Raw genomic sequence first — 23,256 nt, 5'->3', positions numbered from 1 at the left:
ACAACAGGTAATAAGAAATATGCGCATTTTTAATAAAGCACACATTAGGCACAACATCCCCATGTTTTACGGCACAATATCCCCATGTTCTGAATAACAACATCCCCATGTTTTATACAACAACATCCGGATGTTCTTATATACCAAAAATAGATTTCTGACAGACAAGAAGCCATCTCCTTGCCTATCAGAAATCTATTTGATTATGTATCTCTAAGTAGTAAGTAGTCAAGTAGTAAGCATCAGGTGATAAATAGTTAAGAAGCAAGCAGTTAAACAGAAGCATCTTGTCTAATATATTTTCCTTGACTGCTTAACTACTGATCATGAGTTATTCAGGTTAGTTTATAGAGAACTTAAAGACACAATGGCTATTGTACTTTTCACCCGGGCGTAATACAGCCGAAGGCCAATCGGGTTTATTTGGAGTATCAGGATACTTCTGTGTTTCAAGGCATACGGAAGCACGTTGATTATAAACAATACCTTTTTTACCCATTATCGTTCCGTCGAGGAAGTTTCCTGCATAAACCTGTATACCGGGTTCATTGGTATAAACATCCAATACAATACCGGTTTTGGGAGATTCTAAAGTAACACATTTATGGGTGATATCTCTTTGGGTATTCAATACCCAATTGTGGTCGTATCCGTTTCCGTTCTTTAGCTGTACAAAATCAAAGTCGTCGATACGGGCACCCACCGGAGTTGCCGTACGAAAATCCATCGGTGTTCCTTCTACAGGAGCTATTTCGCCGGTAGTCATGAAAGTACTATCCACCGGTGTATAATAATCCGCATCAATGGTCAGCAAATGATCGGAATTGCTGCCGGCATCACCATCCAGATTGAAATAAGAATGGTTCGTCATATTGACAATAGTCGGTTGATCCGTTTCTGCCTCATAGCGGATATCGATAGCGTTATCGTCCGTCAGTGTCATCAGCACTTTGCAAGTGATATTGCCGGGAAAACCTTCTTCTCCATCCTTAGAAAGATAGGTGAACTCGAGTTCCTGCGGACCAGTCTGCCGGGCATCATATACCTGATATTGAAAACCGTTCGGCCCTCCATGCAAACAGTGACCGTAATTATTACGAGGTAAGACGTATTCTACTCCGTCAAGCGTAAAGCGACCTTGATTGATACGATTCGCATAGCGTCCGATACTGGCACCAAAATCAGACGGTATGGTGATATAATCCCGGATAGAATCAAATCCCAAAACCACATCCCGCATAACTCCTTCCCTGTCGGGCACCATTACGGAAACAATACGCCCACCGAAGTTCGTAATACAAACTTCCATGTTGTTTGCATTCCGCAATACAAATAAATCCGTCTTCTTACCATCTACTTCTGTCTGGAAATTACTTTTTAATAAACCGGACGCAGTCGGTTTTTCACCGGTAGCACAGCTTGCCAGTAAAAGGGCGCTCAATGCCCACATTGAAAATCTTTTCATACTAAATTATTTCTAAAAAAAACTATTCGATACTATTCAGCAGATCGGCTTTCCCTTCGTTCACCAGTTTCAAGATCAGTTCACCAAACAAGGTGTTCTGCCAAGCAAACCATGCACGGGTAAAGTCTTTCGGATTATCCTTGTGGAAAGATTCGTGCATAAATCCCGTACCGGCATCTGTATCCATCAGCATCTTCACACAAGTCTTTATCTCTTCATCGCTCCGGCTGGTAAAAGCTTTCATCATAATGCTCATCGGCCAAATCATATTATAACCGATATGCGGACCACCGATGCCTTCACCGGCTTTCCCCTTGAAAAAATAAGGATTGTCTTCGCTCCAGACAAAACGACGAGTATTCTGATAAATCGGGTCTTTCACATCAACATCGCCCAAATACGGCATCGCCAGAAGGCTGGGTACATTGGCGTCATCCATCAATAAATGATTTCCGAAACCATCGACTTCGAAAGCATATATCTTACCATACTTCGGATGTTTGTATACGGCATATTTCTTTAAAGCCGCTTCTACTTCTTTCGCAAGATCGGTACACTCTTTTGCCAGAGCCGTTTTCTTATTCACTGTTTGCAGAATCTCGGCAGCTTTGCGAAGCGAGGAAACCGCAAAGAAATTGGAAGGAACAAGAAACTGGAAAGTAGTAGCATCGTCCGACGGACGGAAAGTAGAAACGATCAGGCCTACGGGCTTCACCGGATTTCCTAATCCGTTGTTAGTCACGGTATCGAGTGCACGGTTCGTTTTACGCTCAAACCGGTAAGGACCGACACCCTCTTTGCGCTGCTGCTCCTTAAATGTACGAAGAATATTGGTGATGGCCTGTATCCACTCTTCATCAAAAATACTGTCATCACCGGTCACCTTCCAATATTGATAAGCCAGACGCAAGGGATAACACAAAGAGTCGATTTCCCATTTCCGTTCATGCAATTCCGGTTTCATATCCGTCATATCACTCATCCAATATCCACCGACCGGTCCATCATTAAACGCATTAGCATAGGGATCAAAAACAATACTCTTAAACTGGCGGTGAATAACCCCTGCAAGCATACGTTTCAATTCCGGGTCCGAATTGGCCAATTGTACATAAGGCCATACCTGAGCTCCGGAGTCACGAAGCCACATCGCGTGTATATCACCGGTATAGACAAAAGTATCCGGTTTCCCGTCACTGCCCTCACGGAAATGAACCGTCGTATCCAATGTATTCGGGAAACAGTTGGTAAACATCCAGGCCAGACGGGCATTCTTTAATAGTTTTTGCACACGGACAATCTCATTTTCTACGGCCTGCGAACGAAACAGACGTTTATCCGGCTCCGGACGATTATCCTTTTGGATGGCATCCGTCACACACACATGTTCGGTTGAAAATACAGTAGATGCAAATGCGCCCGGAGTACAGAATAATGCACCTGTAACAATAACGCCGATAAGTTTACTCGATATTCTTTGTGACATAAATCAATAGGTTTAAAAAACTGTTTAGTTAGTTATTCATTTTATTTTCAAGCATCTTTATAAAATAGCCCCCCACAACAGAACGCGCCTGGAAAGCCCGGTGCTCCGGTTTATCGGTAAATACCCAATCGGACATCGGGATGCGGTCGGTGGTTTCGTTCATGAACAGATAAACCGGTTCGATGAATTCCTCAAAAGTAGCTTTATCCGGTGCTAACGTAGCCGTCCACATGATCCAGTCTGTTTTGGTATAGGTCTGACGGTTATCCAATGGCAGTCCGTATCTATTTTGCTTCGTCAGATAATAGGGAATCTCCGTCTTTACGATTTGTTCGGGGAATATCTGCCAATTCATTAATTTATCCCAAACCAGATTATATTTCTGACTCCATGTACCGGATTTATCAAAAGTCAACTTATAATGATCACCGTCATTGGCCATCCGTTCCCATTCGACCGCCATTTCCTTCGCCTTTTGCGTATATTGTCCGGCAATCTCTTTTTTACCTAATTTATCAGCCAGATACCCGTAGGATGCGATACCCAAAATTGCCTTGACAGAAAGATTGGCATTATGGGCAAAGTGTCCGGCAAAGTCGTCAGTACAAAGTTGGTTTTCCGGATTGAGACCATACTCTACCAAATAATTTGTCCAGGTAGTCAATGTCTCCCAATGCTTCTTTGCATAATCGGCATTTCCTTCTATGGCGGCAATGACAGCAGTTATTATCAGCATATTTCCGGACTCTTCTACCGGCATGTCACCGTTGTACGTCTGACCATTCGCTAATGGATAGGTGCCTATATCGTGCGCCGCAAAAGGTTTAGTCCATTTTCCACTTTCGCTATAATAAAAAATGTGATTGAGCAGTGCTTTGGCTATTTCCGGGTTATAAAGTAAAAAAAGAGGAGCGGAAGGATAAGTAATATCCACCGTACCGATAGAGCCGTTACTGAAATTCTCTTTTGACAAGAACAGAAGTTCTTTATCGGGTGTTTCTACCAATTTATGGGCAGCAATAGCCTGTCGATAGGCCAATGCACAGAGTTCCGCATACTTGCGGCCACCGGCTTCGGTGGCTTCTCTCATAAGTTGATTATCGAAAGCAATCGCTTTGGTCATCAGTACGTCATACTCCCGTTCTGCTTTATGAAATTGGGAAACAATCGTCTCGTTTCCACTCCGGTTCCAGTAAGGACGAAGATTCTCACCAAAATACTGAACTGAATAAATATCATCATAACCAATCAGTAAATGCCCTTCCGAAACTTTCGTTTCGCCCAAAGAACGTACCAGCGCCAAACGGTCATATCCGTCCGTTCCGGTAGCAGAGAGTTTGCCTTCAACAAAACTTTTACGCAACTCCCGGCTACTGCCAGTAGCATATTGAGTATTCTCTTTATCGGCAGCCAGATAAAAATATCCCCAATCAATACGGACATCATCTCCTTTTTTAGCCAGCACTTTCTGATCACGACTACCGGTTTTCAGAAATACAAGATTTTCATCTACAAAGCTTTCTGCCGTAGAAGGTTGTCCGGCAAGGTCCACCGCCCATTGCGGAGAAGCCTCAAAATAAAGTTCGACAGCATGCTTTTGCCCATCAGTAGAAGCCACAGTATATGAAATGTAATTTACCGGACGCGCCATCAACTCCAGATCATCCATAAAAAGCGGAGCGGTAAACGTCAAATCTAAATTCACCGGGCCACAGGCAAATTTATAAAGAGTCTGCATTGGTTGTATTTCGACAGAAAGTTGCCGGGCTATTTGCACAAAACTACGTTGCCCTTCTTTCTCTACTGCCAATCCGAAATCAAGCAATCCGCCATGTGCGCGGTTGCGACAAGAGGCGGCTATAAGATTTTCACCCGGTTTCAAAGTAGCTACGACTTCTTCCGGCAATTTTGTAACAACATGTTTTTTCCAAGCATAGCCGGTATCGACTACTTTAATACCGTTTATGTAAATAACTGCGTCATCATCATGAGAATAATCCAAATAGACCTTTCGCCCTTGCAAATCGTCGGTTATATGGATGATACGGCGTACCCAGATATGTTCTTCTCCCCATTGGGTTCTGGCAGTAGGCTCACTATCCATCGTACCGAAAGCCGCCTCTCCTTCTTTCCATGAATGATCATTAAATCCGGGGTTTTGCCAGCCATCCGCCGGCTTACGGGTAGTATATTTTCCACTCCAAAGACTTTGCTCCGAAGTTCCGGCAAGCGTAGTGAATTCTGCATCCTCAGCACCCATAAAGCGATAAACCTGTCCGTCGACTTTTGCCACACCGATCAAAGGAAAATCTTTTCCCGTCCAGTGTTTCACGGGAGCATCGTAAAGACAGTCGGAAAATGCCCATCCGCTCGTATACGGATCGATTGTCACCAACGGATATGCCGGGGGCCTTAATTCATTCTTACTATCATGTTTTATTTTAGTATCACCACAACTACTAAATAATAATACCATTACACCCCAAACGAGTGTCATCCATTGTTGTTTCATCGTTTTCAATTTTGCCGTTATATAAATTATAAAAAATGTGTTCTTCATACGGGTACATTATAATTTGCAAAAAAAGGAAAAAAACAACCGGCGTTCCGGTAAAATCCAACCAAAAAATAGTAAAAATGAACCAATCGTGATAATGATCAATCTATTTTGGAAAAATCCGAAAGTTTTTTCAGTCAATACTTCCCCCAAAAGTAGAAACAGGTTCACGCAAAGGAAATATGATTTCACAAAGGAACACCATTTTAAGCAAATAAAAAAGCATTCATCTGTTGTAAATAAAAGAAAAAAGTATCCTATTCTGCCAAAAAAGTATCAGAAAATGCCCAATAGACAAATGAGCAATTTATTGAATGATTTATTTTCTACATTTGTCTCTGTTTTCACTTAGTTTGTAATTTGAATCCTAACAAGAAAAACATGAATACCGTTACAAAACTGACACAAATTTTCACCGTTACACTGATTTTAGGAAGTACACTGAATTCATGTACATCCGGTGAAACACGACAAGAAAAAGTTTTAATGAGAGAACGCCCGGACTGTACACAAGCCAATGTTAACTATGCGGGAAACCGTTCCCCGTTAAGGCCGATGAATTTCATTAAACTTCCCGTGGGCGCCATACAACCGGAAGGATGGTTAAAAAAGTACCTGAATCTGCAAAAAGAGGGATTGACCGGACATTTGGGAGAAATCAGCGCATGGCTTGCCAAAGACAATAATGCCTGGCTCACCAACGGCGGCGATCATGGCTGGGAAGAAGTTCCCTATTGGCTGAAAGGATATGGCAACATGGCTTACATCTTAAAAGACGAAAAGATGATAAACGAAGCCAAAACCTGGATCGAAGGAGTATTCCGGAGCCAACAACCCAATGGCTATTTCGGCCCGGTAAACACCAGAAACGGTAAACCGGAGCTTTGGGCACAAATGATCATGCTATGGTGCCTGCAATCTTACTATGAGTATTCGCAGGACGAAAGAGTGATCAACTTGATGACCAATTACTTTAAATGGCAAATGACAATACCGGACGAACAATTTTTAGAAGACTACTGGGAAAACAGCCGGGGAGGCGATAATCTGCTAAGTGTTTATTGGCTCTACAATCGCACCGGAGATCGTTTTCTGTTGAAACTGGCAGAGAAAATCCACCGGAACACGGCTGATTGGACACGTCCTTCCACTCTGCCCAACTGGCACAATGTGAACATCGCACAATGTTTTCGCGAGCCTGCAAGCTATTATATGCTTACAGGCGATTCGACTCTACTGCAAGCATCCTACAATGTACACAACCTTATCCGACGGACTTTCGGGCAAGTACCGGGAGGTATGTTCGGAGCCGACGAAAATGCCCGCATGGGATACATTGATCCACGGCAGGGCGTAGAGACCTGTGGTATGGTGGAACAGATGGCTTCCGATGAAATCATGCTCTGCATGACCGGTGATCCATTTTGGGCAGAGCATTGCGAAGAAGTGGCTTTCAATACCTATCCGGCAGCTGTAATGCCCGATTTCAAAGCATTGCGGTATATCACCTGCCCCAATCACACCGTAAGCGATTCGGAAAACCATCATCCGGGAATCGACAACAGTGGTCCTTTCCTTGCCATGAACCCGTTCAGCAGCCGTTGCTGCCAACACAACCATGCACAAGGGTGGCCCTACTACAGCGAGCATCTGATACTGGCAACTCCCGACAATGGAGCCGCTATCGCATTATATGCAGCATGTAAGGCAACGCTCAAAGTAGCCGACGGACAGGAAATTACTCTTCATGAACAAACCAACTATCCTTTTGAAGAAAAAATAAGTTTCACCGTCAACACCACCGAAGATGTACGCTTTCCGTTCTACTTACGCATCCCTTCGTGGTGCGACCAACCGGAACTGGCCATCAACGGAAAACAAAAAGAGATCGATCCCATACCGGGAAAATATATTTATATTGACCGTACCTGGACCGATGGAGACAAGGTAGAATTGAACTTACCGATGAAGCTCTCCATACATACTTGGCAAGTAAATAAAAACAGTGTCAGCGTAAACTACGGACCACTGACCCTGTCACTGAAAATTAATGAGGAGTACATCCAAAAAGACAGCCGTTCCACAGCCATATACGATTCCCGCTGGCAGGAAGGAGCAGATGCCACCCAATGGCCATCTTATGAGATTTTTCCAAAATCACCCTGGAACTATGCATTGGTATTGGACTCAAAAGTTCCCTTGAAAAACTTCAAAGTCATACGAAAGGAATGGCCATCGGACAATTTTCCGTTTACTGTTTCCAACGTGCCGTTAGAGGTGAAAGCCATCGGAAAGCAAATACCTTCCTGGACACTCGACAAGTACGGATTATGCAGCGAATTGCCCGAAACCAACGCCCCCAAAGGAGACAGGGAAGAGATCACATTGATACCGATGGGCGCCGCCCGGTTGAGAGTTTCTGCTTTTCCAAACACCTACGAATAAATCAACAACCATATAAACTAATCCTACCATGAACAAATTATTAACCGTAGCGCTATTGCTACTTATCAACATCTCTGACGGATTTAGCGAAAGTACTCCCCGCCCGGAGTATCCGCGCCCTCAATTCGAACGGTCGGAATGGATAAACTTGAACGGAACTTGGACTTTTCAATTCGACTTTGGTAACTCCGGCAAAGACCGTCAACTACAATCTGCGGAGAAATTTTCCAAAAACATCACTGTACCCTTCTGTCCGGAGAGTAAATTATCAGGCGTAGAGTATACCGATTTTATCAATCAAATGTGGTATCAGAGAAAGATTTCCATCCCGACAGACTGGAAGGGAAAGAAAATTCTTCTGCACTTCGGAGCTGTGGACTATCAAGCCGAAGTATTTATCGATGGCCAATTCATCGGACGACACATCGGAGGAAGTTCTTCATTTTGTATGGATCTGACCCGCTTTGCCAAAGCCGGAAACACTCACAACCTGATCGTATACGTGAAAGACGAACAACGTTCGGGTTTGCAAACAATAGGTAAACAATGCAATAATTTTTATTCCGGTGGTTGTTCGTACACCCGAGTTACAGGTATCTGGCAGACCGTATGGTTGGAAGCTGTAGCCCCGGCCGGGTTGAAAGCCGCAGTGATCCGCCCGGACATCGATCAGCAACAGTTCGTCATAGAGCCGGAATTTTACAATGAATCAGACGGTACGCTGGAAGTCACTTTGTTGGATGGACAGAAAACTATCGGCAGAAAATCTGTAAAATGTGCCAACAGTTCTACCGTCATCCTGCCTGTAAAAAAACCGAAACTATGGACTCCGGAAACCCCACACCTTTACGACATCATCTACCGTATAAAAGATACACAAGGACATCTCATAGATGAAGTAAAATCGTATGCCGGTATGCGCAAAGTACATACAGCCAACGGACTCTTCTATTTGAATAACGAACCTTACTACCAGCGTCTTGTACTCGATCAAGGCTATTATCCCGAAGGAATATGGACTGCACCGACGGACGAAGCACTGAAGCACGACATCGAGTTGGGAAAAGAATCCGGCTTCAATGGCGCACGTCTACACCAAAAAATATTTGAAGAGAGATATTACTATTGGGCCGACAAACTGGGTTATATCACTTGGGGCGAATCACCCAGCTGGGGTTCGGACGTCAATAACGAACTTGCCGTACGCAATTTTATCAGCGAATGGAGCGAAACCGTCATACGCGACCGCAATCATCCTTCACTTGTCACTTGGACGCCTTTTAACGAAACGTGGGGAGGTGGTCCGGATACTTATGTACGATTAATTCAGGACATATATCACATTACAAAAGCCATCGATCCCACCCGCCCCATCAACGATGCCAGTGGTGATAACCATGTACTGACAGATATCTGGAGCGTGCATAACTATACACAAGAAAAAGACAAGCTCATCGATGAATTAAAAATAACAGAGGGACAAGAACCTTATCGTAACTCACGCGATAAAAAATACTTAGCAGTATATGAAGGACAACCTTACATGCTGGACGAATTCGGAGGCATCCCCTGGATGGCGGCCACAGATCGTAACAATTCATGGGGATACGGTGGAATGCCTAAAGATGAAGAAGCTTTCTACCAACGCTTGGAAGGACAGATAGACGCCTTGATTGCTTCCAAACATGTATGCGGTTTTTGTTACACCCAATTAACAGATGTCGAGCAAGAGAAGAACGGTGTCTACTATTACGACCGTCGCCCGAAGCTGGACATGAAACGCATCAAAGCCATCTTCGAGAAAATACCAAGCAGACCGGCAAAATAACACCTACCAATCAAAGACCTGTTTAAATCTGCTTCCATCTCATTTTCAAAGACAGATAAAAAACAGGTTATTAACCAAGAAATATATAAACTATAAAACAGACCAAAATGAAAAGACACATTGCCTTAATGGCAACGGCTCTACTGCTATGCGGCGGTTCCTACGCACAAAATACGCAGCCGGAAAAAAAGCCTAAAGCCTACGTGGTTGCAGATGCGCATCTTGACACTCAATGGAACTGGGATGTGCAAACCACCATCAAACACCATGTATGGAACACCATCAGTCAGAACCTTCTTCTACTGAAGCAATATCCCGACTACATCTTCAACTTTGAAGGAGGGGTGAAATATGCCTGGATGAAAGAATATTATCCGGCACAATACGAAGAAATGAAAAAGTACATCCGAGAAGGGCGCTGGCACATCAGTGGTGCCAGTTGGGATGCCAACGATGTTCTTGTACCATCTACGGAATCAGTTATCCGTAACATTATGCTCGGACAGGAATATTACCGGCAAGAATTCGGTGTTGAAAGTACCGACATTTTTTTACCGGACTGTTTCGGTTTCGGCTGGACGCTACCGACCATTGCCGCCCATTGTGGATTGATCGGCTTCTCATCACAAAAATTGGATTGGCGCAACAAACCTTTCTACGGTAAAAACAAATATCCATTTACCATCGGGTTATGGAAAGGGATAGATGGCGCTTCCATCATGTTTGCCCACGGATATGATTACGGAAAAAGATGGGACGATGAAGATCTGTCGGAAAACAAACAACTGCTTGAACTGACAACACGCACTCCCCTCAACATGGTATATCGTTATTACGGTACCGGAGACATAGGCGGTTCGCCAACAATCGGTTCGGTACGTTCCGTTGAGAAAGGCATCAAAGGTGACGGCCCCCTCGAAGTGATCAGCGCAACCAGCGACCAGTTGTTCAAAGACTTCCAGCCTTATGATAACCATCCGGAATTACCCGTATTCAACGGAGAATTATTAATGGATGTGCATGGAACAGGATGTTACACATCACAGGCAGCCATGAAACTATACAACCGTCAAAACGAGCTTATGGGTGATGCAGCAGAAAGAGCGGCCGTAACGGCTGAATGGCTGAACCAGGCAAGTTATCCCGGTTCTACCCTTTCCGAAGCCTGGAAACGTTTCATCTATCACCAATTCCATGATGACCTGACAGGTACGAGTATTCCACGAGCATACGAATTTTCCTGGAATGACGAGTTAATTTCTCTCAAACAGTTTTCAAATGTCCTCACTTCCTCCATTCGTTCCATTGCCGGTCAAATGGATACACGCGTCAAAGGAACGCCCGTGATATTATACAATGCATTGGGATTCCCGGTACAGGATATAGCAGAAGTGGAAATCACCTTACCATCGGCTCCGAAAGGTATTACTGTTTATGACATGAACGGGAAAAAGGTAGCAGCACAATTGCTGAACTATGCTGACGGAAAAGCACAACTGCTGATAGACGCTTCCGTACCGGCCACCGGCTATGCCGTATATGATATCCGCACTTCGGGCAGTACAAACAACCCGGTTGACGTAGCCAATCACACAATCGAAAACTCTATTTACAAAATAACATTGGATGAGAATGGAGACATATGCTCACTCCTTGACAAGATCAACCACAAAGAATTGGTAAAGCAGGGAAAGGTAATTCGCCTGGCACTCTTTACTGAAAATGAATCACACCCTTGGCCTGCTTGGGAAATCATCAAAGAAACCATTGACAGGGAGCCGATTTCCATCACCGGAAATGTGAAAATATCACAAATTGAAAACGGCAATCTCCGTAAAACGCTCTGCATTGAGAAAACTCATGGAGAATCGGTCTTCAAGCAATATATACGGCTTTATGAAGGCAGCCGTGCCGAACGGATCGACTTTTACAATGAAGTAGACTGGCAATCGACCAATGCTTTATTAAAAGCAGAATTTCCCTTAAACGTGGAAAACCGGGAAGCAACCTATGATTTGGGGATCGGAAGTGTGAAACGAGGCAACAATACCGACACCGCTTATGAAGTGTATGCACATTACTGGGCAGACCTGACTCACCGGGACAACAGTTATGGTGTGTCGTTCCTGAACGACAGCAAATATGGTTGGGACAAACCGAACGACCATACCCTACGCCTGACACTGCTCCATACACCGGGAACAACCCATAATTATGCTTATCAAGACCGTCAGGACTATGGCCACCACTGTTTCACTTACAGCCTCATCGGTCATTCCGGAGCATTAGATCACACGAGTACCGTAGAGAAGGCAGAACTCATGAACCAACGCCTGAAGGCCTTCCAAACCGACAAGCATAAAGGAACATTGGGTAAAGAATTCTCTTTCGTTACTTCCAACAACCGTAATGTAATTATCAAAGCAATTAAAAAAGCGGAAAGTTCGGACGAGTACGTAATACGTGTATATGAAACCGGAGGGAAAAGCATCCAACAAGCAACCTTGTCATTTGCCGGAGATATTCTCAGCGCCAACGAAGCCGACGGTACCGAAAAAAACATCGGCAACGCAACCTTTAATAGCAACCAATTGCAGATCCATATTAAACCTTACTCTATCCAAACATTCAAAGTACGCTTAAAGAAGTCAATGCAACCGGATTACCGGTCAGAATATGCCAACCTTTCGCTGAACTATGACCGGAAATGTGCCTCGTTCAATGAATTCCGAGGAGAGGCTAATTTTGAATCAGGATATTCATATGCAGCCGAGTTACTGCCGGATTCAATTTTTATCAATCAGGTACCTTTCCATTTAGGAGAGAAAGACAGTTTTAACGGCATGACCTGCAAAGGAGATACGATTCTCCTGCCATCCGGAAATACATATACACGCCTATACTTCCTGGCTGCCTCCGCATCAGACAACGACTGTGCCGCTACATTCTGCTGCGGAAAAAGCAAAACAGAACTTGTCATACCGTCGTATACAGGTTTCATCGGCCAATGGGGACACACCAATCATACGAAGGGCTATCTGAAAGATGCAGAAATAGCCTATGTAGGTACCCATCGACATTCTTCCGGTGAAGACCACCCCTATGAATTCACCTATATGTTTAAGTTCGGTATCCATATTCCCAAAGGTGCTACGAGCATTATCCTGCCAAAAAATGATAAGATCGTCTTATTCGCTGCTACATTGGCAAACGAGAACCTGCCGGAAGTAACTGCTGCATCCAGGTTATTCCGTACAGCCATTAAAGGAAACCACACCGGTGTCCCTACTGATGATAATCCCAATAAAGAGAATCTGCTTAAGACTGCCGAAATCCTGTCATATTCGGGATATGCCAACCCATATGAAAAGCCGGAATACATGATTGACGGCAACAAGGATACCAAATGGTGTGATACCGGTATGACCCCGAATTACGTAGATTTCGACTTAGGTAAACAGCAGCACATCAGTGGCTGGAAACTAATCAACGCCGGAGAAGAAAGTCATAGTTATGTGACAAAAGGATGTTTCCTGCAAGGAAAGAATCATCCGGATGAAGAATGGAAGACCCTGGACCGGATTGACGGCAACAGTCGCAATAAAGTGGAGCGCCAACTACCCCAACCCGCGCAGGCACGTTATATCCGCCTTTTAGTAACTAACCCGGTACAAGACGCCGAAGGTAAAGATGCTCGTATCTACGAATTCGAAGTATACAAATAAGAATTGACAAGAGACCGGTAATCAATGTGCCAATTAGTATGCAAACAGATCTGACTACATTACTAATTGGCACATTTTCATTATCATCCTAATTACGCCCCTACATCCGGTCACCGATTCAGCCAAGGTTCCGGATTCAACTTTTCCTTTTCTTTTCTCAATTGGAAATGCAACACGGTACGTCCGTTATCAGTAGCATCCGAAAAGACCTGCCCGATAGCCTGCTTGGTTTTCACTGTATCTCCCGACTTAACAGACGCGGAAGACAGGTTACAATAAACTGAGATATAATTGCCGTGACGGATCAGAACATTAAATAGTCCATTCAGTTGGAAAACGGCAGCCACCTTACCGTCAAATATAGCCCTTGCCTGCGCTCCCGGCTTTCCTTGAATATCGATTCCTTTATTATCCAACTTTACATTCCGCAATCCTTCGACAGCATACTGTCCATAATGACTGGTAATAATATAAGGGCCGGAAATAGGCATGGGCAATTTACCACGATTACCGGCAAAATTACCGGATAACTCACGATCGGCCTTACTCATGCTATAAGCTTCCAAAGGAGCGGCTTTCTTCGTCGTTCCTCTTGAAGCGGAAGACGATTTACCCTCCTTGCTTTCCGCTTTCTTACGAGCCGCAGCCTCCCGGCGAGCCTCTTCGGCAGCACGCTTCCGGGCACGTTCTATCTCTTCGGCTATCAGCTTATCGATACGGGCATTAAGCTGATTGGCTTCACGTCTTTTCTTGCTTACTTCATTCTGAAGCCCCTTCTGCTTTTTTTGCAGGCTGGTAATCAATGCACGTTTCTCTTTCTCTTGGCTTTCGAGTTTCTGTTTCTCCAGTTCGCGGTCCTTCAACAGATTCTCTTTAGCCTTCTTGACCTGTTGCAACTCGGCCCTTTTCTTTTTAATCTGCTCTTGCTTCTTCAATATTTCTTCTCCCTGAAGCCGTTGATAAGTGGCATATTCACGTACATAACGAAGCCGGCGATAAGTCTGTCCCAAACTTTTGGCCGAAAAAATAAACATCAGTTTTTCTTCAACCGACTTATTCCGGTACAGGTATTGCACAGACGATTCATATTTCTTTTTCTTATCCTGCAAATCACGCTGCAACGTACGAAGCTGACGCTCCAATGCATTCAATTCGCGTTCAAGGGCTTCCACATCATTGTTGATGGCAAGAATGTAGCGTTTACGTTCTTCAATCTGCCCGGTCAGCAAAACAAGACTATTTAACTGACTGCCTACGTCTTTCTTTGTATTTTTCAACAATGACTCCGTATCGGCAATTTGCTTCTGCAATTCGCCACGTTTGCTTTCCAGCTCCTTGATCAACTTACTGCTTTGGGCAGAAAGCGAAACAGCCCCCAAAAAGATACATGCCAATAATACAAAGATGCGTTTCATCATAATTTAGTCAGCATATTTAACAATTCCGTAAGCGGCACTTGAGTATATCTGTCGGAAATCTCCGTAGGAGTCATTACAAACTCTTTGGATGAAAAATCGTACAACCGCACTTTTGCTTTCTCCAAGGAAGGTATTCCTAATTCTTTACCACTCAATTCTGATTTCCCTTCAGGCAATGAAGCATCCAAAAGCAGTTTCTCCAATTTAGAAAATCGGGCCTCTTTAGGTAGAATATCATTCAATTCGCTACGCGAAGCACGAACATAACGCTTATTCATTCGGTCGACAAGCAGAATTTCATCGGGAGTTATCTCCAAGCGGGCTATCTCTGTACGTAAAATAGGCATAAGTATGGAGAGTTGCACACGCTCGCCTCCCTTCATTTTCATCGTTCCTCCGGTAGTTATACTCCCATTTGTTCCGGAAGGTATAGTCAGTTGAAGCCTTGACGACAAATAGTGTGCTGTTTCGGGAACAGCTATGCCAGCAGCCTGCTTTGAACTGCGGCAACCGGCCAACCCAACCATTAGCAGCAACAAATATAGAATCTTCCTCATTCCGCAATATATTTCTTCTTCTTTATCTTTTCTTTCAACGTTTTCGACTTGCTACCCATATCCAGAGCTTGCTGCCAATATTTCAAAGCCCCATCCACATCACCGGTCATATAATAAATATCACCACAATGCTCTACGATGACATCACTTTTTTCCTGATCGCTTTTCATCGCATTATCGATGTAGATACGCGCCTCGGCGTAATTCCCCTTTTCAAACAGTATCCAGGCATACGTATCAAGAAAAGTAGCATTATCAGGTTCGGCTTTTACCGTCTTATAACTCATTTCCTCGGCCTTGTCAAGATCACGCCGTTCTACCGACAGATAGTAAGCATAATTATTCAAAGCACCTATATTGGACGGATTGTAAACCAACGCGGAATCGTATGCATTGTATGCATCTGCCATCTGCTTTTTGGTATGATAAATATCACCCATGATAGAATAGAAATCAGACAAGACCTCTTTTTTACTGTCCGGTGTAGCATTCTCCAAAGCTTTCCGGCAGATGGCAAGCGCCTCATCATGACGCTCCGCCTGGTTATAGGCAATGGCCAGATAAAAATAGAACTCAAGCGCATCGGGAGTTGCTTCGATACCCGGTTCGCAAATTTTTATCACCTGGTCAAAATCACTCTTTTGTACGGCTATCTCCAAAAGCATCAAACGGGCAGCCTTATTAGTGGGATCGATCTGAACAACCCGTTCCAACACCGGTACGGAAGCTTCCTTCAAATTTTTAGCCCAAAGATATTGAGAATATAACATCGGAATCTGATCATCTTCCGTATCCTGCTGAAGAATCCGGTCGAAAAGCGAAATTACATCCGTACTGTCCGCTTCTGCCTGTTCATTCTGCGCAATGATCTGACGCATCACATTCAGTTTTGTATCTGCCGGCACTTTCTTATTCAGCAGTAGCGAATCGATTTGTTGCCTGTACAAATCCTTTTGCCCCGTCTGCTCATAATAAGATGCAAGAGAAAAACGGGCCATAACGTTATCCGGCTCGGAAGCAAGCACTTTTTGATAAATATCATAGGCTTCTTGCTGTTTACCATTTTGCATATATACATCACCCAAAATCACCTGATAACGCATATCCATTGGGTATTCTTTCACCAACCCTTCTATTTCACGGAAAGCGCTCTTATCATCCTTCATTTGCAAATAAATACGAAACTTCTCCATCGTAAGCTGCTCGTTTTTTCCGAGCTTCTCTTCCAGACGATCCAGTGTTTCGATCACTTTTCCATAATCTTGCTTCTGGTTGTATAAATCGATCAGAGCAAACAAGGCATCTTTCTTCGCTGGAAAACGGACTGCCATTGCTTCAAGTATATCTATTGCCTTCTCTTTCTCATCCTGTTGCTGATAAAGGCTGGCAAGTGCCTGATTGTACCAATAATTATCAGGTGCGTTCTCTACTGCCGCTTCCAAAGCAGCCTGTCCCTGCGGCACCTGCTTAAGAAACATATAATATTGAGAAATCTCATAAAGTGCCGAAGCGGCATAAGGATCGATAGTCAAGCAATGTTTCAGTAAATCAAACGCAGCATCATACTCCTTTTTTACTTTCAACCGGGTGGCTTCAAGGAAGAAATAGTCGTATTTGCGTTGTTGCTCAGGTGAAAGCGTTATCCGCTGCCGGGTTCCGGCAACATCCGCCTTTCCAATCCTGCGCGAAGAGCCACAAGAGATCAACATCCCTACCAACGTCAAAAGGAGTAACAATCTTATTTTCATTCGTTTTTCGTAATTTGTTATTTAATAATTTAGGAGTAAGTATGTGAGTAGTGTATAGTAGTCAAGTAGTTAAGTAGTCAAGTAGTAAGTAGCGGATAGTATTGACTACTTGCTACTTGACTACTTAACTACTTGACTACTTAACTACTATACACTACTCTCTACCTGTATGCCCGAAACCACCGGCACCACGTTCCGTCTCATTCAAGACATCCACTTCCTGCCATACAGCCTGCTCGTGACGGGCAATCACCATTTGTGCAATCCGTTCGCCATCTTCAATAACAAACGTCTCAGTAGAAAGATTTACTAAAATGATGCAAACTTCTCCGCGATAATCCGCATCTATAGTACCCGGAGAATTCAAGACAGTAATACCTTTCTTTAAAGCCAAACCGCTACGGGGACGTATCTGTGCCTCAAAGCCTTCAGGAAGCGCAATGTACAAGCCGGTCGGCACAAGACAACGTTGCATGGGAGCCAGTGTAAGCGGTTCCGACAGATTTGCTCTAATATCCATTCCAGCAGAGAGTCCGGTGGCATAAGCCGGAAGCGGGTGCTTCGATTTATTGATAACTTTCACGTTCATATTCAGCATGTTTACTATTTAACGGGCGAAAATACATAATTTGTATCGAATTTCCGTACATTTGCAGTTAAATAATGTGCGAAAACAGAACAAGACATCGCCAAATAGTAAATTGTAAACCGTCAAATAGTAAATAAAAAGATGGATTGGAGGAAACTGATCTCAGCAAAACGTTTCGGAATGGAAGAATTCCATGAAGACAGACAAGAAAACCGCTCGGAATTTCAAAGGGATTATGACCGGCTTGTTTTTTCGGCCCCTTTCCGCCGTCTGCAAAATAAGACACAGGTATTTCCTCTGCCCGGCAGTATCTTTGTCCACAATCGTTTAACGCACAGTCTGGAGGTTTCGTGCGTTGGCCGTTCGTTGGGTAATGATGTATCCAAAGCAATACTTACCCGCCAGCCGGAACTGTACGATTCGTTCCTGCCGGAAATAGGTTCTATCGTATCCGCCGCTTGTCTTGCACACGATTTGGGCAATCCCCCCTTCGGCCATTCCGGGGAAAAAGCGATTTCTACTTTCTTCTCCGAAGGAAAAGGGCAGTTCCTGAATGAGCAAATCTCCCCGGTGGAATGGGATGATTTGACACATTTTGAGGGAAATGCCAATGCATTCAGATTGCTTACACACCAATTCGAAGGACGGCGGAAAGGAGGATTCGCAATGACCTATTCTACCCTTGCTTCAATCGTAAAGTACCCCTTTTCATCGAGTCTTGCAGGAAATAAATCCAAGTTCGGTTTTTTCACCAGTGAAGAGGAAGGATTCCGGCGCATAGCCACAGAATTGGGCTTAATACAGCTCAACGCTCATCCTTTAAAATATGTCCGACATCCATTGGTATATCTGGTAGAAGCGGCAGATGATATCTGTTATCAAATGATGGATATCGAGGATGCCCACAAATTAAAGATTCTGACCACCGATGAGACAAAAGAATTACTTCTGGCCTACTTCAGTGATGAGCGAAAAGAACATATCCGCAAGACCTTCCATATCGTCAGCGACAACAACGAACAAATTGCCTACTTGCGTTCTTCCGTCATCGGATTATTGATAAAAGAGTGTACTAAGGTATTCCTCGAACACGAATCCGAAATATTGTCCGGAACATTTGAAAATCCTCTTATAAAAAGAATATCGGAAAGACCGGCACAGGCTTATAGACGCTGTTCGGAGATTTCGTTTGCAAAAATCTACCGGTCACGCGATGTGCTCGACATCGAACTTGCCGGTTTCCGGGTTATCAGCACATTATTGGAGTTGATGATCAATGCCGTCACCTCCCCGGACAAAGCATACTCGCAACTTCTCATCAACCGCGTATCCGGGCAATACAACATAAAATCGCCCGTACTCTATGAAAGAATACAGGCGGTACTTGATTATATTTCGGGAATGACCGATGTCTTTGCTTTAGACCTTTACCGCAAAATTAACGGCAACAGTCTTCCTGCGGTGTAAATACTTTATTAACCCCAGAGGTCAATTTACATTCGTCGGGATGATTCTCAATGAACGATTGGATGTGACGCATACGTTTATCCTCAAGGATCTCGTCTACTGCTATCAATATACCGGTTTCTTCCACGTCACCGAATTCATAATTGATAGCGGTACCGAACATACGCATGGTAGGGCTCAAACTCATATATGCATTGACTAATGGCGGGATATTATAACCCAACTTGCGGATTTCACAATTCAATATTTTATAATCATCCTTAAACGAGTCTTTACTAAAGATCCCTGCGAGTTCCTTTTCTTCCGTCTCCATAACCAACGGCTGCATCGGAGTAATCAGCTTGTCCTTATCACCGAAATGCTTCTTCAGGAAATAAAGAATCATATCGCGTCCTTGGCGGTGGTAACTCGGATACATCGTCACTTTCCCAAAGAAATACTTCACATTAGGCATTACCACAGTCAACGCTCCCAAACCATCCCATAAATTATCCAAAGCAAACAAGCCTTTGCTTCCGGCACGGGTAGACTGATATTCCAACGTAACGAACGAACGTCCCAGTTCGATGGTAGTAGGCAAATATTCTTTAAGGAACTTTTCCGAGAAATTGAACATATGGGATGTTGCCAGTATCGGCGCTCCCTTTTCATCAAACCGTACATCCGTGCCTAACAGATAACGATATCCTCCCAATATTTCTTCCGCTTCAGGATTCCATACAATGAGTTGCTTATAAGGATTCTCCATTGTATCGTATTCATCAATATCCATGGAAAGGCCTGTACCACCTCCGGCAGCACGAAAAGCTATTTCACGCAAACGGCCGATTTCTTTCATTACATTCGGAGCATTCTGAGCAGTAATAATATAAATCTGATTATTACTTTTATTGGTCATGCGCAACCGTTTATCCTCTGTCAATTCCGCTTTTAGTAGCTCTTTGCTTATCGGTTTAATAATCTCTTCCATATTCCTCGTTAGTGTAATTGTTCTTTTTCTCTTCTTACAGTTTATATACGATGTCCTTCACGTATTCCGCCCATTGCGCCGGTGTTTTCGATTTATCAAATGTCTGCCAAGGAATCGGTTTTCCAAAAGTGACTGTAAATGTCTTATGACGGTTTTTAAACATTTCATCCGCCAGATAAAGCATGGCAATGTTAAATTTAATACCCAATGCCTTGCATATATTGGCCAGATTATAAAAGAAATCGGAGTTCCGTCCTCCGAAATGTACAGGTACCACATCGCGCTGAGCCTGCACACTCTTTACTATAAATGTCTTTTTCCACTCCAAATCACGAATCACTCCGTTCCGACGCCGCGAACAAAGTCCTGCAGGAAACATAATCAACTGGTCATCCGATTTAAATCCCGCTTCCACCATCTTCGGAAAATCTTTTGCCTGTTTCCCGGTCTTATTGATAGGAATACAAAGCGGTGCCAGTCCTCTGAGATTCATTAATAAATCATTGACCAGATATTTCACCTTTCCATTGTAGAATTTACCGAGAACATAGCCCAAAGCCACTCCATCCTGTCCGCCCAGTGGATGATTCGATACAAACGTATATAATCCCTCTTTAGGTAAGTTTTCTTCTCCCCTTACTTCTACCTTGGCATCCAGAAAATCAAGCGAAGCTTCTAAAAAGTCAACACCTAACTTGTCTTTTGACTCTTGAAGAAAGACATTGATCTCCTCTTGATGCACGATTTTCTTCAAATAAGAAATCAGAAATTTAGGGATATATTTATACCGCTTCGGAGCTTTTGCCCGAAGTATCTTATCGATATCTATTAAAAACAAAGAGTCGTCAGTCATTCGTTATAGATAAAATGATTGTGCAAAATTAATTGTTCTTTTCTATTAATTGCAATAATTTGGCAGAAAATGCTGGATCAAGGTTTGCAATGCGAAAAAATAACGCCCGAAAACTATCAAAAATGACCTGAAAACTATCAATTGATAGTTTTCAGGCTAAAGAAAGATAAAATCCCCCCTATCGCAATCAGCAAAATGCCGTAAACTTGCAACATCGAAATAAACAACGATATATTCACAATTTAAAAAGCAACATTATGAAAAGTATAAGCTTCAGAAAAGATTTAATAGGAGTTCAGGATGAACTGCTGCGTTTTGCATACAAACTGACTACGGACAGAGAAGAAGCAAATGATTTGTTGCAGGAGACCTCATTAAAAGCATTGGACAATGAGGACAAATATATGCCGGATACCAATTTTAAAGGATGGATGTACACCATCATGCGCAATATCTTTATCAACAACTACAGAAAAGTAGTACGTGATCAGACTTTCGTTGACAGAACAGAGAACCTATACCACCTGAACCTCCCGCAGGAATCGGGATTCGAGAGTACGGAAAGTTCGTATGACCTGAAAGAAATGCACCGCATAGTAAACTCGCTGCCAAAAGAATACAAAGTGCCTTTTGCAATGCATGTTTCCGGATTCAAATACCGCGAAATTGCAGAAAAGCTCAATCTCCCGTTGGGAACCGTAAAGAGCAGGATCTTCTTTACACGCCAAAAGTTACAGGAAGAATTGAAAGATTTCAGATAACCATATTATATGACCTAAACCGACAACTAATCAATTTCCATATAATTTTTAGTGTAATTTTTTAGCTGCATTAATTCAGGAGCAAGAGGAAGAAACTTCCACACTTGCTCCTTTTTTTTAGTTTATTATCGTTCGGCTTCAAAAACGCTGTAAGCCGAAGCGAAAAGTAATTCGCTCCCCAATCAGCCATAAAAATAGCGAATTTTCAAAAAATGCAGTATCTTTTTCAGATAAATCACATTCAACCGGCAAAGCTGCTTGTACTCTGTATTTTTCCCGCCCCTTCGCCGGTTTCACCTTCCTTGCTCAAACATCCTATTCATAGGTAATCCAGGGCAAAGGAAAGTTTCTGCTCCCTATGCTCCGTGCAAATGTCTTCTAAGGGCCGTACATACGTTCCATAAACCTCAAGTATACGGATATCCCCATACGCCAATCAGTATCCGCAAACAAGTATTTCCGGACATAGCATACTCTACAACACATTTAACCATTTTTTACAGGGGCATTATCATCTTTTGCCAAATGTTTCCTTATATTTGAACAACAAACATGGAAGATTATTCCAAATATGGAAAAAGTAAAAGAAAACATGGAAAAAGCAGAAGAAAACTATAAAGTGCCGAACCTTGAAAAAGGGATTGCAGTCCTTGAGTATCTGTCACTTTACACGATGGGGAAAACATTGCAGGAAATCAAGTCGGAACTTGATATTTCGCAAACTACCGCTTACCGGATTCTGAATACTTTGGTCCGGTTAGGATACCTTATATATAATGAAGATACCAAGCATTACAAATTATCCCGTAAACTATTGACACTTGGATTCAGATCGCTAAACGAACACAATCTATTGGAAATTGTCCTGCCGCATCTGCGTAATTTGCGTGATCAGGTGAAAGAAACAGCCTGCTTCGGAGTATTAGGAGATCAAAAAGGCATATTTATCGAACAGGCACAAGGACACCATACCTTCCGGTTCGTACTTTCACCGGGAAAACCTTTCGAACTGCATTGTTCGGCGCCCGGAAAAGCTATCATGGCTTATCTTCCTAATACTGTCCGCGATTATTATCTGGCACAGATGGAATTTACACGCTACAACGCACGTACAATTACGACCCCGGAGGCTTACATGGAAGAGCTGGAGAAAGTACGCAGACAAGGCTATGCCATGGACAACGAAGAAGAACTGAGCGGAGTAGTCTGCGTCGGCACACCGATCTTTAATTATACCAGTTACCCGTGTGGTGCCATTTGGATTTCCGGTCCCAAAGACAGGCTATCGAAAGAGGTAATCCGCCAATCCGTAGAATATATAAAAGATACGGCACAATGTATTTCAAGAGAGTTAGGATATAGTCACATATAAGAAAAAATATATACT

15 protein-coding genes are annotated in these 23,256 nt (G+C 43.3%); 6 read left to right on the top strand and 9 right to left on the bottom strand.

The window, feature by feature from the left end; genetic code table 11:
- Window positions 1-340: 340 nt before the first annotated feature.
- From RB604_RS05910 to RB604_RS05900, 3 genes are read right to left on the bottom strand one after another with little or no spacing between them, the layout of a single operon-like run.
- Window positions 341-1,465, bottom strand: coding sequence for an aldose epimerase family protein (locus RB604_RS05910; protein ID WP_055293358.1), 1,125 nt, complete (start codon window positions 1,463-1,465; stop codon window positions 341-343).
- Window positions 1,466-1,487: 22 nt separating this feature from the next.
- A complete protein-coding gene (locus RB604_RS05905; protein ID WP_005927072.1) occupies window positions 1,488-2,951 on the bottom strand; it encodes a glycoside hydrolase family 125 protein in 1,464 nt (487 codons plus the stop codon).
- Between the two features lie 28 nt (window positions 2,952-2,979).
- Window positions 2,980-5,463 (bottom strand): glutaminase family protein, encoded by a 2,484-nt coding sequence (locus RB604_RS05900; protein WP_055293355.1) that lies wholly within the window; start codon window positions 5,461-5,463, stop codon window positions 2,980-2,982.
- Between the two features lie 426 nt (window positions 5,464-5,889).
- On the opposite strand from RB604_RS05900, the gene RB604_RS05895 reads away from it, so the two are divergent.
- The 3 genes from RB604_RS05895 (at window position 5,890) to RB604_RS05885 (ending at window position 13,506) form a co-directional block, all read left to right on the top strand.
- Window positions 5,890-7,953, top strand: coding sequence for a beta-L-arabinofuranosidase domain-containing protein (locus tag RB604_RS05895; protein ID WP_007479088.1), 2,064 nt, complete (start codon window positions 5,890-5,892; stop codon window positions 7,951-7,953).
- Between the two features lie 28 nt (window positions 7,954-7,981).
- Window positions 7,982-9,781, top strand: a complete 1,800-nt coding sequence (locus tag RB604_RS05890; protein WP_007479089.1) for a glycoside hydrolase family 2 protein — start codon at window positions 7,982-7,984, stop codon at window positions 9,779-9,781.
- A gap of 107 nt (window positions 9,782-9,888) precedes the next feature.
- On the top strand, window positions 9,889-13,506 hold the full coding sequence (locus RB604_RS05885) for a beta-sandwich domain-containing protein (RefSeq protein ID WP_007479090.1): 3,618 nt from the start codon (window positions 9,889-9,891) through the stop codon (window positions 13,504-13,506).
- A gap of 110 nt (window positions 13,507-13,616) precedes the next feature.
- Here RB604_RS05885 and RB604_RS05880 read toward each other — a convergent pair whose 3' ends face one another.
- The 4 genes from RB604_RS05880 to dut form a co-directional block, all read right to left on the bottom strand.
- The gene (locus tag RB604_RS05880; protein ID WP_007479091.1) at window positions 13,617-14,924 is read right to left on the bottom strand and encodes a murein hydrolase activator EnvC family protein; all 1,308 of its coding nucleotides are present in this window, start codon (window positions 14,922-14,924) and stop codon (window positions 13,617-13,619) included.
- A complete protein-coding gene (gene lolB1, locus RB604_RS05875) occupies window positions 14,921-15,481 on the bottom strand; it encodes a lipoprotein insertase outer membrane protein LolB1 (RefSeq protein ID WP_007479092.1) in 561 nt (186 codons plus the stop codon). The genes RB604_RS05880 and lolB1 overlap by 4 nt, the downstream gene beginning before the upstream one ends.
- Window positions 15,478-17,229: a tetratricopeptide repeat protein gene (locus tag RB604_RS05870; protein WP_044093616.1), complete on the bottom strand. Its 1,752-nt coding sequence runs from the start codon at window positions 17,227-17,229 to the stop codon at window positions 15,478-15,480. The genes lolB1 and RB604_RS05870 overlap by 4 nt, the downstream gene beginning before the upstream one ends.
- A gap of 154 nt (window positions 17,230-17,383) precedes the next feature.
- Entirely contained in the window at window positions 17,384-17,818 is a 435-nt protein-coding gene (dut, locus tag RB604_RS05865; RefSeq protein ID WP_005927097.1) for a dUTP diphosphatase, read from the bottom strand.
- Between the two features lie 141 nt (window positions 17,819-17,959).
- Here dut and RB604_RS05860 point away from each other — a divergent pair, with 141 nt between their 5' ends.
- Window positions 17,960-19,285 (top strand): deoxyguanosinetriphosphate triphosphohydrolase, encoded by a 1,326-nt coding sequence (locus RB604_RS05860; protein WP_005927100.1) that lies wholly within the window; start codon window positions 17,960-17,962, stop codon window positions 19,283-19,285.
- On the opposite strand, the gene glsB is transcribed toward RB604_RS05860, so the two are convergent.
- On the bottom strand, window positions 19,257-20,255 hold the full coding sequence (glsB, locus tag RB604_RS05855; RefSeq protein WP_005927104.1) for a glycine N(alpha)-acyltransferase GlsB: 999 nt from the start codon (window positions 20,253-20,255) through the stop codon (window positions 19,257-19,259). The genes RB604_RS05860 and glsB overlap by 29 nt on opposite strands.
- 34 nt (window positions 20,256-20,289) lie before the next feature.
- On the bottom strand, window positions 20,290-21,108 hold the full coding sequence (gene glsA / locus RB604_RS05850; RefSeq protein ID WP_005927108.1) for a lyso-glycine lipid O-acyltransferase GlsA: 819 nt from the start codon (window positions 21,106-21,108) through the stop codon (window positions 20,290-20,292).
- A 257-nt stretch (window positions 21,109-21,365) separates the two neighbouring features.
- On the opposite strand from glsA, the gene RB604_RS05845 reads away from it, so the two are divergent.
- On the top strand, window positions 21,366-21,869 hold the full coding sequence (locus RB604_RS05845) for an RNA polymerase sigma factor (RefSeq protein ID WP_055293353.1): 504 nt from the start codon (window positions 21,366-21,368) through the stop codon (window positions 21,867-21,869).
- A 571-nt stretch (window positions 21,870-22,440) separates the two neighbouring features.
- The gene (locus RB604_RS05840; RefSeq protein WP_044093619.1) at window positions 22,441-23,241 is read left to right on the top strand and encodes an IclR family transcriptional regulator; all 801 of its coding nucleotides are present in this window, start codon (window positions 22,441-22,443) and stop codon (window positions 23,239-23,241) included.
- The last annotated feature ends 15 nt before the right edge of the window (window positions 23,242-23,256 follow it).

Source organism: Bacteroides salyersiae, assembly GCF_031172035.1.
In the GTDB taxonomy this organism is placed as follows: domain Bacteria; phylum Bacteroidota; class Bacteroidia; order Bacteroidales; family Bacteroidaceae; genus Bacteroides; species Bacteroides salyersiae.
This window is presented reverse-complemented; position numbering and strand designations above follow the sequence as displayed.